19 protein-coding genes are annotated in these 15377 nt (G+C 63.1%); 3 read left to right on the top strand and 16 right to left on the bottom strand.

What is annotated here, in order from left to right; translation table 11 throughout:
- Positions 1–31: 31 nt before the first annotated feature.
- The 3 genes from ACIP02_RS05260 to ACIP02_RS05250 all read left to right on the top strand — a co-directional run bounded on the left by ACIP02_RS05260 (position 32) and on the right by ACIP02_RS05250 (position 3288).
- Positions 32–469 (top strand): Lrp/AsnC family transcriptional regulator, encoded by a 438-nt coding sequence (locus ACIP02_RS05260; protein WP_400613900.1) that lies wholly within the window; start codon positions 32–34, stop codon positions 467–469.
- 541 nt (positions 470–1010) lie between these two features.
- The gene (locus ACIP02_RS05255) at positions 1011–2543 is read left to right on the top strand and encodes an NCS1 family nucleobase:cation symporter-1 (RefSeq protein ID WP_400613898.1); all 1533 of its coding nucleotides are present in this window, start codon (positions 1011–1013) and stop codon (positions 2541–2543) included.
- A 16-nt stretch (positions 2544–2559) separates the two neighbouring features.
- Positions 2560–3288, top strand: coding sequence for an aspartate/glutamate racemase family protein (locus ACIP02_RS05250; protein ID WP_400613896.1), 729 nt, complete (start codon positions 2560–2562; stop codon positions 3286–3288).
- Between the two features lie 120 nt (positions 3289–3408).
- On the opposite strand, the gene ACIP02_RS05245 is transcribed toward ACIP02_RS05250, so the two are convergent.
- From ACIP02_RS05245 to ACIP02_RS05170, 16 genes are all read right to left on the bottom strand, one after another.
- A complete protein-coding gene (locus tag ACIP02_RS05245) occupies positions 3409–4602 on the bottom strand; it encodes a D-amino acid dehydrogenase (RefSeq protein ID WP_400613894.1) in 1194 nt (397 codons plus the stop codon).
- Between the two features lie 44 nt (positions 4603–4646).
- Positions 4647–5309 carry a histidine phosphatase family protein gene (locus tag ACIP02_RS05240; RefSeq protein ID WP_400613892.1) on the bottom strand — a complete coding sequence of 221 codons (663 nt, stop codon included), beginning with the start codon at positions 5307–5309 and terminating at the stop codon, positions 4647–4649.
- A gap of 437 nt (positions 5310–5746) precedes the next feature.
- Positions 5747–6034: a hypothetical protein gene (locus ACIP02_RS05235; RefSeq protein WP_400613890.1), complete on the bottom strand. Its 288-nt coding sequence runs from the start codon at positions 6032–6034 to the stop codon at positions 5747–5749.
- A 7-nt stretch (positions 6035–6041) separates the two neighbouring features.
- Positions 6042–6224: a hypothetical protein gene (locus ACIP02_RS05230; RefSeq protein ID WP_400613888.1), complete on the bottom strand. Its 183-nt coding sequence runs from the start codon at positions 6222–6224 to the stop codon at positions 6042–6044.
- Positions 6225–6324: 100 nt separating this feature from the next.
- Positions 6325–6663 (bottom strand): FKBP-type peptidyl-prolyl cis-trans isomerase, encoded by a 339-nt coding sequence (locus ACIP02_RS05225; RefSeq protein ID WP_400613886.1) that lies wholly within the window; start codon positions 6661–6663, stop codon positions 6325–6327.
- A gap of 103 nt (positions 6664–6766) precedes the next feature.
- Complete coding sequence (locus ACIP02_RS05220; protein WP_400613884.1) at positions 6767–7180, bottom strand: GFA family protein; 414 nt, start codon at positions 7178–7180, stop codon at positions 6767–6769.
- A gap of 184 nt (positions 7181–7364) precedes the next feature.
- Positions 7365–8153: a PhzF family phenazine biosynthesis protein gene (locus ACIP02_RS05215; protein WP_400613882.1), complete on the bottom strand. Its 789-nt coding sequence runs from the start codon at positions 8151–8153 to the stop codon at positions 7365–7367.
- 50 nt (positions 8154–8203) lie between these two features.
- Positions 8204–9142 carry a 2-hydroxyacid dehydrogenase gene (locus tag ACIP02_RS05210; protein WP_400613880.1) on the bottom strand — a complete coding sequence of 313 codons (939 nt, stop codon included), beginning with the start codon at positions 9140–9142 and terminating at the stop codon, positions 8204–8206.
- Between the two features lie 226 nt (positions 9143–9368).
- The gene (locus tag ACIP02_RS05205; RefSeq protein WP_400613878.1) at positions 9369–9785 is read right to left on the bottom strand and encodes a hypothetical protein; all 417 of its coding nucleotides are present in this window, start codon (positions 9783–9785) and stop codon (positions 9369–9371) included.
- A 12-nt stretch (positions 9786–9797) separates the two neighbouring features.
- Positions 9798–10994, bottom strand: coding sequence for a c-type cytochrome biogenesis protein CcmI (gene ccmI / locus ACIP02_RS05200; protein ID WP_400613875.1), 1197 nt, complete (start codon positions 10992–10994; stop codon positions 9798–9800).
- Positions 10987–11463, bottom strand: a complete 477-nt coding sequence (locus ACIP02_RS05195) for a cytochrome c-type biogenesis protein CcmH (protein ID WP_400613873.1) — start codon at positions 11461–11463, stop codon at positions 10987–10989. Before ACIP02_RS05195 ends, ccmI begins: the two co-directional genes overlap by 8 nt.
- Positions 11460–11996 carry a DsbE family thiol:disulfide interchange protein gene (locus ACIP02_RS05190; protein WP_201206476.1) on the bottom strand — a complete coding sequence of 179 codons (537 nt, stop codon included), beginning with the start codon at positions 11994–11996 and terminating at the stop codon, positions 11460–11462. The genes ACIP02_RS05195 and ACIP02_RS05190 overlap by 4 nt, the downstream gene beginning before the upstream one ends.
- Positions 11993–13981: a heme lyase CcmF/NrfE family subunit gene (locus ACIP02_RS05185; protein WP_400613871.1), complete on the bottom strand. Its 1989-nt coding sequence runs from the start codon at positions 13979–13981 to the stop codon at positions 11993–11995. Before ACIP02_RS05185 ends, ACIP02_RS05190 begins: the two co-directional genes overlap by 4 nt.
- Positions 13978–14433 (bottom strand): cytochrome c maturation protein CcmE, encoded by a 456-nt coding sequence (ccmE, locus tag ACIP02_RS05180; RefSeq protein WP_400613869.1) that lies wholly within the window; start codon positions 14431–14433, stop codon positions 13978–13980. Before ccmE ends, ACIP02_RS05185 begins: the two co-directional genes overlap by 4 nt.
- Positions 14430–14606 carry a heme exporter protein CcmD gene (ccmD, locus tag ACIP02_RS05175; RefSeq protein ID WP_012273475.1) on the bottom strand — a complete coding sequence of 59 codons (177 nt, stop codon included), beginning with the start codon at positions 14604–14606 and terminating at the stop codon, positions 14430–14432. The genes ccmE and ccmD overlap by 4 nt, the downstream gene beginning before the upstream one ends.
- The gene (locus ACIP02_RS05170; protein WP_400613866.1) at positions 14603–15370 is read right to left on the bottom strand and encodes a heme ABC transporter permease; all 768 of its coding nucleotides are present in this window, start codon (positions 15368–15370) and stop codon (positions 14603–14605) included. Before ACIP02_RS05170 ends, ccmD begins: the two co-directional genes overlap by 4 nt.
- Positions 15371–15377 lie beyond the last annotated feature (7 nt).

Here is a 15377-nt window from a genome sequence, read left to right as displayed (position 1 = left end):
CAAATACCCTGAATTACCTGTTGAGGTAAGCATGACCGACAGCATCGACCAACTGCTGATCAACGCACTGATGGAAGACTCGCGCCGCTCGCTAAAGGCGTTGGCGCAAATCAGTGGGTTGTCTGCGCCCAGCGTCAGCGAACGCCTGCGCCGCCTGGAAGAGCGCGGCGTGCTGCGCGGCTATACCGTGGAAGTCGACCCGCGCGCCTTTGGCTACCAGTTACAGGCCATCGTGCGCATTCGCCCGCTGCCGGGGCAGTTGCAAGAAGTGGAGCGACAGCTCATTGCCATCCCCGAGTTCACCGAATGCGACAAGGTTACTGGCGAGGACTGCTTCATCGCCCGGCTGCATGTGCGCTCGATGGAACAGCTGGACACCCTGCTCGACCGCATCAATGTGCTGGCCGAGACCAACACCGCCATCATCAAGAAAAGCCCGGTGAAGCGGCGGTTGCCGCCGATGGATTGATTTCCTCCTGTTCTGGCCTCTTCGTGGGTAAACCCGCTCCTACAAGGTGCCACGTACCGATGTAGGAGCGGGTTTACCCGCGAAGAGGCCAGAACAGGAAAAAGCTGACTATTTTTTGTACACAAGAATGTCACCATAAGTGCCATTTTTGTGTGCACTTTTCAAGATAACGCCCCAATACGTTACACCTTCCCCGCAACTTATTCTGACCAAATGATCAACTAAATGGTTATTATCAAAATTAAACCTGTTCATTTGGTCAACTTATAATTCCCGCATTTCATTAACTTATCTTTCAACAAGATAGAGTCCAGATACCGCCCCGCCGAAAGTTGACTTTTCCTTGGCACAGAAATGGCTTTTGTGTGTTCGTGTTTTGTATACAACCCAAGCAAAACATAAATACACAAGAACCCGCGACGCCGACCCAATGGTGGCCGCCGCGCCCAGAACCCTGTGATGCCAACGCTGCACCGACGAGATGGCGAGCCCGTGCGCATGCCCGCTCATCGCAGTCCATGTGCATCAGGAGCCCGCCGGAATGAGTAGCAGCCTCGACCTTGCCCCTGAACAATCCGTCGCCAGCACCCACCCCGCTGCCAGCCTCGCCGGCCAACAGCCGGAACTTGCCCTGAGCCCGCGCCTGCACAACCGCGACCTCGCGCCAACCCGCAGCGAAGGACGGCGCTGGGGCGGCTATAGCATCTTCGCGTTGTGGACAAACGATGTGCACAATATTGCCAATTATTCGTTCGCCATGGGCTTGTTCGCCCTTGGCCTGGGTGGCTGGCAAATACTCTTGTCGCTGGCCATCGGCGCGGCGCTGGTGTACTTCTTCATGAACCTGTCCGGCTACATGGGGCAGAAAACCGGCGTGCCGTTCCCGGTCATCAGCCGCATCGCCTTCGGCATCCACGGCGCGCAGATCCCGGCGCTGATCCGCGCGGTCATCGCCATCGCCTGGTTCGGCATCCAGACCTACCTGGCCTCGGTGGTGCTGCGCGTGCTGCTCATCGCCGTATGGCCGCAACTGGCCGCCTACGACCACGACAGCATCCTTGGCCTGTCGAGCCTGGGCTGGGTGTGTTTCGTGGCAATCTGGCTGGTACAGCTGGTGATCCTTGCCTATGGCATGGAGATGGTGCGCCGCTACGAAGGCTTCGCCGGCCCGGTGATACTGCTGACTGTCGCGGCGCTGGCAGTGTTCATGTACGTCAAGGCCGATGCGCGCATCGCCTGGTCGGTGGCCGAGCCGCTGAGCGGCTACGAGATGTGGCGCAACATCTTTGCCGGTGGCGCCCTGTGGCTGGCGATCTATGGCACCCTGGTGCTGAACTTCTGTGACTTCGCCCGTTCCTCGCCGTGCCGCAAGACCATCCGCGTCGGCAACTTCTGGGGCCTGCCGGTAAACATCCTGGTATTCGCGGTGATCACCGTGGTGCTGTGCGGCGCACAGTTCCAGATCAACGGCAAGATCATCGACAGCCCGACGCAGATCGTCGCCGCCATCCCCAGCACACCGTTCCTGGTACTCGGTTGCCTGGCCTTCCTGATCGTCACCGTGGCGGTGAACATCATGGCCAACTTCGTCGCGCCGGCCTTCGTACTCAGCAACCTGGCGCCACGCCACCTGAACTTCCGCCGCGCCGGGCTGATCAGCGCCACCCTGGCGGTGCTGATCCTGCCGTGGAACCTGTACAACAGCCCATTGGTGATCGTGTACTTCCTGTCAGGCCTGGGCGCCCTGCTCGGCCCGCTGTACGGGGTGATCATGTCCGACTACTGGCTGCTGCGCAAAGGCTGCATCAACGTGCCACAGCTGTACAGCGAAGACCCGGCCGGCGCCTACCACTACAGCAAAGGCATCAACCTGCGCGCCGTGGCCGCCTTTGTACCGGCCGCACTGCTGGCCATCATCCTGGCCCTGGTGCCCAACTTCCACAGCGTCGCGCCGTTCTCCTGGCTGATCGGTGCCGGCATCGCCGCCGCTATCTACCTGCTGATCGCACCACGCAATCGCCAATACCACGACGTCAGCGGAGAGTGCATCGCCGTCGACCACAGCAGCCATTAATCAGGGAAGACTGCCCATGCGTATTCTGATCGCCAACGTCAACACCACCGAAGCCATCACTGAAGCCATTGCCGAGCAGGCCCGTGTGGTCGCCGCGCCCGGTACTGAAATCATCGGCCTTACCCCGTGGTTCGGCGCCGAGTCGGTAGAAGGCAACTTCGAAAGCTACCTGGCCGCCATTGCGGTGATGGACCGCGTGTTGGCCTACGATGGCCCCTATGACGCCGTGATCCAGGCTGGTTACGGCGAGCACGGCCGCGAGGGCTTGCAGGAACTGCTCAATGTCCCGGTGGTGGACATTACCGATGCCGCCGCCAGCACGGCCCTGTACCTGGGCCATGCCTACTCGGTGGTAACCACCCTGGACCGTACTGTGCCGCTGATCGAAGACCGCCTGAAACTGTCGGGCCTGTACGACCGCTGCGCCTCGGTGCGGGCCAGCGGGCTGGCGGTACTGGAACTGGAAGCCGACCCGCAGCGGGCCGTGGAGGCGATTGTCGAGCAGGCCGAGCGCGCCGTGCGTGACGACAAGGCCGAGGTGATCTGCCTGGGTTGCGGCGGCATGGCCGGGCTGGACGAGCAAATTCGCCAGCGCACAGGGGTGCCGGTGGTGGATGGGGTAAGTGCGGCGGTGACCATTGCCGAATCGCTGGTGCGCATGGGGTTGAGTACCTCAAAGGTGCGCACCTATGCCACGCCGCGGGTGAAGAAGGTGATCGGCTGGCCGATGCGGTTTGGCCGTTAAGGCATCTTTAGCCTGTACCGGCCTCTTCGCGGCTAAAGCCGCTCCTACAGGGATGCCACAATATTCAGGCCTGTGGAGATCCTTGTAGGAGCGGCTTTAGCCGCGAAGAGGCCGGCCCTGCTAACCCATCATCCTGGCCAACCGCTGCGCACTGCCGCAGGCCAGGGTGAACCCCAAAGCCCCATGCCCCAGGTTCAGCCACACATTGCGATACACCGTGCCACCTATGATCGGCACCCCGGTCGGGGTCGCCGGCCGCATCCCCGCCCACTCCACCGCCTGGCCATAATCCGCTGCCTTCGGCAACGTCTCCAGCGCCAGCCGCCGCATGCTTTGCAACCTGCGCCGCTCCACCGACTCGTCGAAGCCGACAATATCCACCATCGCCGCCACCCGCAGCTGCTGCCCCAGGCGGGCGTAGACGATCTTGCGCTCATAGTCGGTAAGGCTCACCTCCGGCGCACAGTGATCGGCAGCGATCGGCGCCGTCAGGCTGTAGCCTTTCAAGGGGTAGACCGGAATCTGCAAACGCGGCAACGCCAGCCCCGGGCCGCGGTGCCCGGCGCACAGTACCAACTGCTGCACGGCCCACTGCTCCTCGCCCACTTGTAGCGCTACGACTTGGTCCTGGCGCGAAACCAGCTTCGTCACTGTCTGGCCAAGCACAAAGCGGCACTGGCCCGAAGCGCGTAACAGCGCCTCCAGACGCTGGCAAAACAAGTGACAATCGCCGACTTCTTCGTCTGGCGTGTACACGCCACCCACGAACGGTGCGCCATCCAGTGCAGGTTCCAGTGCCCGCAGCTCGGCAGCCGTCAGCACTCGCTGGCCTGCTGGATCAGTCAATTGCTCTCGACCATGGGCAAAAGCCTTCTCACTGCGGAAAGCCACCAGCTTGCCATTGCGCCGCCAGGCAAAATCACCCAGGTTCTGCTGTGCGCGCCATTGCGCCAGCACGCGTTGGCTGTACAACGCCAACTCCAGCAATTGCCCGGCATTGCGCCGATTGACGCTGCGTCGGCACGCCAGGGTAAACGCCAGCAACCAACGCCACTGCGCCGGGTCCAGGCGCAAACGCAGGCGCAGCGGCGATTCACCTTGCAGCAACCAGCCCAGTGCTTGCCACGGCACCCCGGCATCGGCCAGCGGCGCCACGTAGCGATAGGACAACTGCCCGCCGTTGGCGAAGCTGGTGGCCGAAGCCAGGCTGTCGCGGGCCTCGATCAGGTCTACGCAGTACCCCTCACGAACAAGCGCGTAGGCCGTCGCCAGCCCCACCACCCCACCACCGATTATTGTTACCTGCTGCGTCATCGCTCATCCCTGTTCCAACGCCATGCCTGAACAGTAACAGCGGATCAGGTCGGGCAGCTATGCGCACCGTCATTCAAGCCCTGGCGCACGTTACGGCTGAGCAGGCTGGCCTTACCGTCATGCCAGGTCAGGGTCAGCACGTAGAGGGTGTCGAAGTCATCGCCGCTCCAGTCTTCGGTGATCACCCGGTCTTCACCCAACGCCTTGCCGGCCACGGTGTTGATCAGCTCCGGCAGGTAGCCATGGGACCAGGCGGTATACACGGTCGCGTTGCGATACTTGTCGCTGAGCAACTCATCGGCCAGTTCGTCGGTGTCGTTGGCACCGTAGTCGATGTTCACCGGCAAGCCGAGGCGGATGGCACTGGGAGTGATGGTCATCAAGGGGCGAATGTAGCTGTAGCTTTCGTCCTTGCTGCCTTCCTCGACATGCCGCGAGGGGTTGGCGGCAAACACGTAATCGGCCTTGCCGAAGCGCTCGGGCAGCAGCGTGGCGAGGTCCAGCGCCCGGTTGAGCCCCTGGCAGTTCAACTGGCCCAGGCCCTCGCCCGGCTTCTCGGCATGGCGCAGGAATACCAGCGTCTGAGTACCGTCCACCGGTTGCGCACGGCTTTCGACAGCCTCCAGCGCCAGCGGTACGGCGACGGCTGTAAGCACCAGGCTCAGCAGCAAGTGACGGCGACGGCGGAAGAATGTTGGCAACTTCATCAAAACAGGCTCGTGTGGCAGAGAAATCAGGTTACCCGCCACATCGCCCCGGCATTGCGGGGCGCCATCAGTAGTGAATGCCATCCTTGGCAACGCGTGAGGGTCAGAGTGCCCTGAACCCGTTTGGTTCCTCCCTGGAGGTGGATGCCGTTCCCTAGGCAAGGCCTAGATTAGGGGATGGGTGTTGCACAAATGTGTCCGTTGTCTGCCTAGCGCTCTTACTATGAACCTGCTGGCTCTCCGTGAGAAACCGAATCGAGGATGGTTACATCGAACACTTGCTCGATGACCTGCTTCGGCCCTTGGTTCAAACTCCATGTGAAAAACACCAAGAAACCCAGCAAGAATACGAAAAGAATCGACCCCACCAGACTTTGCGTTACACCCAGCCAGAACCCAGGCTTGGCTTGCCTGATTTCGGTACTGGCCTTGTCGGATTAGTATTGCTCAAGCTCTAAAGCCTGAGCCGCAACCGAGGCATCAAGAAACCCTTGAGCAAGCTGACTGGCCTGATTACGGTAGCCCTCGATCTGCGAGGGGCTGTTGCTGACGTCGTGAAAAGGAGCCAGGTCTTCATCCCTCGGCTCCCTGCCATTCTTTTCCTTGAAGGCCTGTATGAACTCGATTTTTTGCCGCTTGTACAATGAGTAGGCAATGATACCGAGCGTATCCTGCTCATTCTCCACAAGCACCGAATAGATGTGGTTGTAGCAGCCGCCAGCCATGGGGCTCTTATTCCTTGCGCAAGCGGGAATACGCTGCCGCAAACGCAGCCTTCAGTTCCGAGCGTGTTTTTCGGGGATTGGTCACTACATTCGTCAGTTCACGCGGTAACGAAATTTCCATTCGTGCGCCCGATGCCACCAGCAACGCGTTTGCTTCACGAACCACTCGTGATGAAAAGTGCGATTTCATGGATTGGCTACCCTTGCTGTTTCGAAGAGTCTGCAAGGTTAGCCGACCCGGACCACCACCTCAATCAGGCCGCAGTCGACAGCGTGTGTAGTCCTTTTCATCAATCATCCCGCGTCAGCACTTCCAGCAACTCGATCTCGAAGGTCAGGTCCGAATTCGGCGGAATCGCCCCGACGCTGCGCTCGCCGTAGCCCAGGTGCGCCGGTACCAGCAGCTTGCGCTTGCCGCCCACGCGCATGCCCATCAGGCCTTGGTCCCAACCTTTGATCACCCGGCCGGTGCCGATCACGCACTGGAACGGCTTGCCGCGCGACCAGGACGAATCGAACTCGCTGCCATCGGCCAGCCAGCCGGTGTACTGGGTAGTGATCAGGGCGCCTTTGACGGCGGCTTTGCCATCACCCTCGACCAGTTCGATGATCTGCAGTTCTCGGCTCACGGGCATACTCCAACGCTTGAAAACAAAGCCGATCTTTTCTCAGGAATGCACTGGTTTGGCAAGCTCGCGTGGCGTTTCGTGCCGGGGCATCGACCACATCCCCCTACTGCCCGCTGTTCTGCTCGAACACTTCCTGGCCGGTCAGTTCCTTGGTCTGGTTGGCGAAGCAGTACCAGGCGGGTTTCTCTTCGACGAAAATCTGCATGTTGAAATCCCAGTCCTGGTCGCCGTCGAGCAGGCCGACCGGTATGGCATGGAAGTCATTGGCCTTGAGCCGGTAATACAGGTGCGTGCCGCACTGGCCGCAAAAAGCGCGCTGTGCCCAGTCGGACGAGTCATAGACGCTGGGCGCACGCCCCTCGATCAGCGGCGGCTTGCTGCAATCAACCACCAGCAGTGGGCCGCCGGTCCACTTGCGGCACATGCGGCAATGGCAGGCGCTGATGTGGGTGTTGTCGACGGTGACGGTGAGCCGGGTAGCGCCGCACAGGCAGGTGCCGTGTTTTTCCAGGGCCATGGCTGGCTCCTTGAACGGGGGTTGGGCCAGCAATTATAGATGCGCGCTTTTCTGTAGGAGCGGCCTTGTGTCGCGATGGGCTGCAAAGCAGCCCCAGGGTTTATGCATTAACGCGAAAATCGCGGGGCCGCGTTGCGGCCCGATCGCGACGCAAGGCCGCTCCGACAAGGACAGCGTTGGCCTGTCAGATATAGACCGTACCGCGCAGGTACAACGCCGCCCGCCCGCTGATGATCACCCGACCATTGCCCGGTACTTCACACTGCAACTGCCCTTTGCGCGCCCCGCCCTGCTCACAGCTGAGCACGTTCTTGCCCAAGCGCTCGGCCCACACCGGCGCCAGCGAGGTGTGCGCCGAACCGGTCACCGGGTCTTCGTTCACGCCTACCCGTGGGCCGAACCAGCGGGTGACGAAATCAAAGCCACGCCGTGCTGCAGTCACGGCAATGCCGCGCACATCAAAGGCCGACAGTGCAACGAAGTCTGGCTTAAGTGTGTCGAGCAGCAAGGCGTCGTCAATCACCACCACGTAATCGTCACTGCGGTACAGTGCCTGCGCCTGGCTCAGGCCCAGCGCCTGCAACAGGCCCGCCGGGATATCCTCGGCGATGGGCTGTTTGGCCGGGAAATCCATGGCCAGCAGGCCATCGGCGCTACGGCTGACGCGCAGCTCGCCGCTGCGAGTATTGAAGCGCAGCACCTGCGCCTGCTCCCCCAGTTGCTCGAACAGTACATAGGCCGAGGCCAGGGTGGCGTGGCCACACAGGTCGACTTCCACGGTCGGGGTAAACCAGCGCAGGTCGAAGGTCTCGCCATTGCGCACGAAGTAGGCGGTTTCCGACAGGTTGTTTTCTTCGGCGATGCGCTGCAGTACATCGTCCGGCAGCCAGCTTTGCAGCGGGATCACCGCCGCCGGGTTGCCACCGAACGGCTCAGCGGAAAAAGCATCGACCTGGAAGATTTCGAGTTGCATGCACACGCTCCTTGTAGCCCGGGCGCTGCCGGGCAGATGTCTGAATAGGGTTACGGGCGGACCGGGGTCAGCACCGGCTCACCGGCAAAGAACGCCTGCAGGTTGCGCAGCACCAGGGTCACCGTGTCGCGCGCCGCCTCAGGCGACTGGCCGGCCACATGGGGCGTTAGCACGGTGTTGGCCAAGGCTTTCAGTGCATCGGGCACTGCCGGCTCGTCGTCGAACACATCCAGCGCGGCGCCGGCCAGTTGGCCACGTTGCAGTGCGCCAACCAGGGCCTGGGTGTCGACCACGCTGGCCCGGGCGATATTCACCAGGTAGCCCTCGGCGCCCAGCGACTCCAGCACCTGGGCATCGACCAGATGCTGGGTGTTGGCACCACCCGGGGTGGCTACGACCAAGATATCCACGGCATCGGCCAGCTGTTGCGAGCTGTCGTACCAGGTGTAGGGCACATCGTGGCGGGGCGTGCGGCTGTGGTAGCTGATGGGCATGTCAAAGCCGAGGTGGGCGCGTTTGGCGATGGCCAGGCCTACTGCGCCCAGGCCGAGAATGCCCAGGCGCTTGCCACTTACCGAGGGGCTGATCACCCGGTTCCACTCGCCGCGTCGGGTGCTGGCATCTGCGCGGGGGATGTCGCGCAGCAGGGCCAACAGCAGGGCCAGGGTGTGGTCGGCAACGGCAGCAGCATTGGCCCCCGCGCCGTTGGTAACGGTGATGCCGCGTGCGGTGGCGGCGGGCAGGTCGACTTGCTCGTAGCCCGCGCCGATTACGCAGATGATCTGCAGGTTAGGCAATGCGTTGATTTCGGCAGCGGACAGGCCCAGCGGGCCACGGGTAAGCACCGCGTCGATTTCGTTGGCGCGGCGCTGGATGGCATTGGCCCGCTGTTGCGGTGATGGAGCCCGGATGAGGCGGTAACCGGCCTCTTCGAGCATAGGCAGGTAATCATCGACGGTTTCCACCAGGACCAGGACTGTCTTGTGCATGCCACCTCCATAGTTGAAGGGGCATTATGCGGATTTACCGTGCAGTACAGTCAATCGGTATTTGCGGGTAAAACTGTACTGTATTGGTGTAATACGCCGGGAGATTGTGTGAGGGCTTCGGGGTGCTCGCCGCTAGTAATGCGGCGCCTGGCCGATCGAGCGCCGCGCGGGCGGCGCTCGATCTCGCAAACCCTACAAAACTCACGACGAACGCACTGATAGCTCTCTACTGGGCGAACGCCCGCCCCAACCCACCCGGCACCCCACTGCTGTCCGTCTCCTGCCAAGGCCCATTCGGGCTCAGCGACCAGCTCCAGCCGTTATCGAACCGGTAATAGGTCCGCTGCCGGTAAAAAGTGTTGGGCTGCTTCTCAAGGACATACACACCCAGTTTCGGGTCCCAGTGGCTCGCCCCGCCAGGCGGCGGCGCAAAGCTCGCCGAGGTCCGCGGCATGGGCTTGGGAATCGCCGCTGGCTTGCTCGGTTGAGTAGAAGGCTGCCCGCCCGGCAAGGGCTTGACCACCGGCCCCTGCGGCGGCACCCGCTCTATCGGTGGCTCGGGCTGCTCATACGGCTGCTGCACCGTACACGCGGACAAACCCAGGGCCAGGGTGATCAGGGTCAGGCGGACAGTGCTGTGCATGGCGTTGCTCTCTTACGGGTCGGGGCTGTCAATGGTCAGGTGCTGGGTGGCCTGGGTAGCGCTCGGCAGCGGCGCCCCTTGGCCAATCCACTCACCGTGGGTCGGCTGGCCAGCACGCGAAACACGTGCAACCAGTTGGACTTCGGCAAAGTCGGACAGTTTCATCTGCGGCATCATCGCATCAGCATCGGACAACTCTACCTCGATCGGCAACTGCGCCACCGTCACTCGCTTGGCCGCCAGCGGCATCGGCGGGCCATTGCTGGCGCGGGCAAAGATAAACACGGTGTCGTCGGGCTTGACCTTGCCCTGCAACGCTGCCGCCAGCTCGACTCGCACCTTCAGGCGCGCGGCCACCGGCGCAGGCTCGGCAGCCTGGGCTGGCGCCCCCCCCAAACGCTCGGCCGCGCGGTCGATACCGCCCTGCAGGGCCGCGCGCGAGGCATCGCCTTCCGGCAACTGCGCCAGCAGGCGTTTCCAGTAATCGATGGCTTCCTGGTAACGCTCACCCTCAAAGGCAGCGATACCACGCAGGCCCAGGCTGGTGACTTCGTTGGGGTCGGCCTTCAGCGCTTCGTCAGTCAGGCCTTGCACCTGCGGGCTCCACTGCTTGTCAGCGGCAAAATACAGGGCCTGCGCCCACTGCCCCAACAGCTCTGGCTGGCGACCGGCCAAGGCCACGGCGCGCTCGAAGGTGCGCGCGGCATCGGCCGGGCGCTGCTCGGCCATGTAGGCACGGCCGAGGAAGTACATGGCCTCGGCCGAATCCGGCTGGGCCTGCACCACACGCTCCAGGCGCGCGGTCATTTCTTCCATCGACTTCGGCGCCTCGGCAAACTCCTGGGTCAGCTCCACCTTGTCGGCCGCACCAAAATGCAGGTACAGGCCCAGCGCCATCAGCGGGACAAGCACGGCCGCCAGCAGCGGCAGCGTTTTGCCCAGATGGCCCTGGCGCGGGGCGTCTGCGCCTTCGGTATCGGCCAGCAGTTCACGGGCAGCCTCATCACGGCCCTTGGTCAGTTGCGCCTGGTCCAGTACACCGGCGGCCTGCTGGGCGGCGAGTTCGGCGACGCGTTCCTGGAACAGGGCCACGTTCAGGGCCGTGCGGTCTTCTTCCGGCTGGCGACGACGGCCACGCAGGATCGGGATCAGCAAGAAGCTGAGTGCAGCGAGCAGCAGCAGGCCCGCGCTAAGCCAGAATTCAATCATGGGTCTGTTCTTTTTCCAGCAGTTTGGCGAGACGCTCGCGTTCTTCGGCAGACAACTCGTTGGCGCCCTGCACGGTGCTACCGCGGCGCCGGCGCACGATCACCGCCAACACCACGAAACCACCGGCCAGCAGTATCCCGGGGCCGAACCACAGCAGCCAGGTACGCCCGCTGAGCGCCGGTTTGTAGCGCACAAAATCGCCATAGCGGTCGACCATGAAATCGACGATCTGCTCGTTGTTTTTGCCCTCACCCAGCATGCGGAAGATTTCCCGACGCAGGTCGGCGGCAATCGGCGCGTTGGAGTCGGCAATGTCCTGGTTCTGGCATTTGGGGCAGCGCAGTTCCTTGGTCAGCTGCTGGTAGCGCTCCCGCTCGGCATCGTCGCGGAACTGGTAGGTGTCGATGGCCGCCTTGGCTACGCCCATCACGCTCAGGCCCAGCACGGCGGCTGCCAGCCAGCGCTTCATGGCTTGGCCTCATCGACCAGGCCCTGGTACAGCGGTGCCAGCTGCTCACGCCACACGGTGGCATCGACGATGCCCACGTGCTTGTAGCGGATGACGCCCTTGGCATCGATCAGGAAGGTTTCCGGTGCGCCGTACACGCCAAGGTCCAGGCCCAGGCTGCCCTGCTCGTCGCGGATGTCCAACTGGTAGGGGTTGTGGAATTCGGCCAGCCACTTCTGTGCAGCGGCGTTGTCGTCCTTGTAGTTAACCCCGTGAATCACCACGCCCTGCTGGGCCAGCTGGTTCAGGTACGGATGCTCGACCTTGCACGACGGGCACCAGGTGGCCCACACGTTGACCAGGGCCGGGCGGCCGTGCAAATCGGCCTGGGTCAGGGTGCGATCGCCCTGGGTCGAGGCCAGGGAAAACGCCGGGAACGCTTTGCCGATCATTGCCGAAGGCAGCTCGTCGGGCTTGAGAAAAAGCCCCTTGTAGAGGAACACCGCCACCAGCAGGAACACTGCCAGGGGGACTACCATGATCCAACGCTTCATGCAGCTGCTCCAGACACGCCCAGGGCCTCACGCACCCGGGTCTTGACCTTGACGCGGTAGCGCCGGTCGAGGGCCGCCAACAACCCGCCCAGGCCGGTCAGCAGACCGCCTAGCCAGATCCAGCGGACATAAGGCTTGATGTGCACGCGCACCGCCCAGGCTCCGTTCTCCAGCGGCTCGCCAAGGGCAACGTACAGGTCACGGGTAAAACCGGCGTCGATGCCGGCTTCGGTCATCATCGACTGCTGCACGGTATACAGGCGCTTCTCCGGGTGCAGGGTGGACACTTCGCGGCCATTGCGGCTGACCACGATGGTGCCCTTGTCGGAGATGAAATTCGGCCCTTCGAAGTGCTTGGCGCCCTGGAACAGGAAGTGGTAACCGCCCAGTTCCACGCTTTCGCCCGGGGCCATGCGCAGGTCGCGTTCGGCGCTGTTGTTGCTCGACAGCACCACGCCCAGCGCGCACACCGCCAGCCCCAGGTGCGCCAGCTGCATGCCCCAGTAGCTGCGGCCCAGGCCCGGCAGGCCCTTGACCAGGCCCTTGTGGCGGGTCTTGTCGAGAATGTCGCGCAACCCGCCGAGCACCACCCAGGCGGCCAGGGCGAAGGCGGTCAGGGTCGGCCAGTCGAAGTCGTCGACGATAAAACCGGCTACCGGCGCGAGGATGGCGCTGCCGATCATTACCGGGGTCATCATGCTGACCAGCCACTTGCCCGGGGTGTCCTTCCAGCGCACCACCACGCCAATGCTCAGCACCACCATGAGCAGCGCCATCAGCGGCAGGAACAACGCGTCGAAGTACGGTGGGCCGACCGACAGCTTGGCCCCGGTCAGCGCATCGAGCACCAGCGGGTACAAGGTGCCGAGCAGAATCATCGAGGCCGCCACCACCAGCACCAAATTGTTGGCCAGCAGCAGCGTTTCACGCGACCACAGGGCAAAGCCGACCTGGCTCTTGACCACCGGCGCGCGCAGGGCGAACAGGGTGAGTGAGCCACCGACCACGAACAGCAGGAAGATCAGGATGAAAACACCGCGCGAAGGGTCGGCGGCAAACGCATGCACCGAGGTCAGCACGCCGGAACGGACCAGGAACGTACCCAGCAGGCTCAACGAGAACGCGGCAATTGCCAGTAACACGGTCCAACTCTTGAAGACCCCGCGCTTTTCGGTCACTGCCAGCGAGTGGATCAGCGCCGTGCCCACCAGCCAGGGCATGAACGAGGCGTTTTCCACCGGGTCCCAGAACCACCAGCCGCCCCAGCCCAGCTCATAGTAGGCCCACCACGAGCCGAGGGTGATACCTACGCCAAGGAAGGCCCAGGCGACAATGGTCCACGGCCGCGACCAGCGTGCCCAGGCGGCGTCCAGGCGGCCGCCGAGCAAGGCGGCGATGGCAAAGGCAAAGGCGACCGAGAAACCCACGTAGCCCATGTACAGCATTGGCGGGTGAACGATCAGGCCAAAATCCTGCAGCAATGGGTTGAGGTCACGGCCATCGGTCGGCACCTGCGGCAACAGGCGCTGGAACGGGTTGGACGTAATGATCAGGAAGCTCAGGAAGCCCACGCTGATCATGCCCATCACCGCCAGCACACGGGCCAGCATCACCTGCGGCAACTGCCGCGAGAACACCGACACGGCAAAGGTCCAGCCACCGAGGATCAGCGCCCACAGCAACAGCGAGCCTTCGTGGGCGCCCCAGACGGCGCTGAACTTGTAGTACCACGGCAAGGCGCTGTTGGAGTTGCTGGCGACATAGGCGACCGAGAAGTTGTCGGTCATGAAGGCATGGGTCAGGCAGGCGAAGGCAAACGCCAGGAAGGCGAACTGCCCCCAGGCCGCCGGCCGCGCCAGGCTCATCCACAGGCTGTCGCCGCGCCAGGCACCGAGCAGCGGCACGCTGGCCTGCACGGCGGCAAAGCAGATGGCCAGGATCATCGCCAGTTGGCCCAGTTCGGGTATTACCAGTGCGGCGTTCATGGCTTGGCCTCCCCGCCGGCAGCGGCCTGGCCGCTTTCCTTCAGGGCTTTGGTAACCTCGGGCGGCATATATTTTTCGTCGTGCTTGGCCAGCACTTCATCGGCCACTACCACGCCTTCGCCATTGAGTTTGCCCAGGGCGACGATGCCCTGCCCTTCGCGGAACAGGTCGGGCAGGATGCCCCGGTAGGTGATCGGCACCGACTTGTTGAAGTCGGTTACCACGAAGCGCACGTCCAGCGAGTCGGACGAGCGTTGCACCGAGCCTTTCTCGACCATGCCGCCGGCACGGATGCGGGTATCCAGCGGCGCTTCGCCGTTGGCAATCTGGGTCGGGGTGTAGAACAGGTTGATGTTCTGCTGCAATGCGCTCAAGGCAAAGCCGACGGCAACCCCGACGCCGACCAGCAGGCCGACGATGAGCAACAGGCGTTTCTTGCGCTGCGGATTCACTGGTTGTTCTCCCGGCGCAAACGGCGCGCCTCTTCTTGCAGGTAGCGACGGCGGGCCAGCAGCGGTGCGGCGACATTCAGCGCCAGCACGGCCAGGCAGATGCCATAGGCCGACCACACGTACAGGCCATGGTGGCCCATGGCGAGAAAGTCACCGAAGGTGGCAAAGCTCATTGTGCGGCCCTCCGCCCCAGGCTGTTCAACACTTCGTCCCTGACCCAACTGGCGCGTGCTTCGCGCTTGAGCACTTCAAGGCGCATGCGCAACAGCAGCACGGCACCGAAGAAGCAATAGAAGCCCAGGGCCGTGCACAGCAGCGGCAGCCACATTTCGGCGGGCATCGCCGGTTTTTCGGTGAGGGTGAAGGTGGCGCCCTGGTGCAGGGTGTTCCACCACTCCACCGAGTACTTGATGATCGGGATGTTCACCACACCGACAATCGCCAGCACTGCACAGGCCTTGGCCGCACTGTCACGATTACTGATCGCCTGGCCCAGCGCAATAATGCCGAAGTACAGGAACAGCAGGATGAGCATGGACGTAAGGCGGGCATCCCACACCCACCAGCTGCCCCAGGTCGGCTTGCCCCAGATGGCACCGGTAACCAGCGCCACGGCGGTCATCCAGGCGCCGACTGGCGCGGCACATTGCAGGGCGACGTCGGCCAGTTTCATCTTCCACACCAGCCCCACCACACCGGCCACCGCCAGCATCACATAACAGGACTGCGCCAGCATCGCCGCCGGCACGTGGATATAGATGATGCGGAAGCTGTTGCCTTGCTGGTAGTCCTGCGGGGCGAAGGCCAGGCCCCAGGTGATGCCCACCAGCAACAGGAGCACGGCGGCGCCGGCCAGCCACGGCAGCATGCGGCCGCTGATGGCATAGAACCATTTCGGGGAGCCCAGCTTGTGGAACCACGTCCAGCTTATTTTCATCAGGGTA

The sequence above is a fragment of the Pseudomonas sp. NPDC089408 genome (assembly GCF_044749445.1).
Lineage (GTDB): Bacteria > Pseudomonadota > Gammaproteobacteria > Pseudomonadales > Pseudomonadaceae > Aquipseudomonas.
The sequence above is the reverse complement of the archived record's forward strand: the minus strand, read 5'-3'. Positions and strand labels throughout refer to the sequence as shown.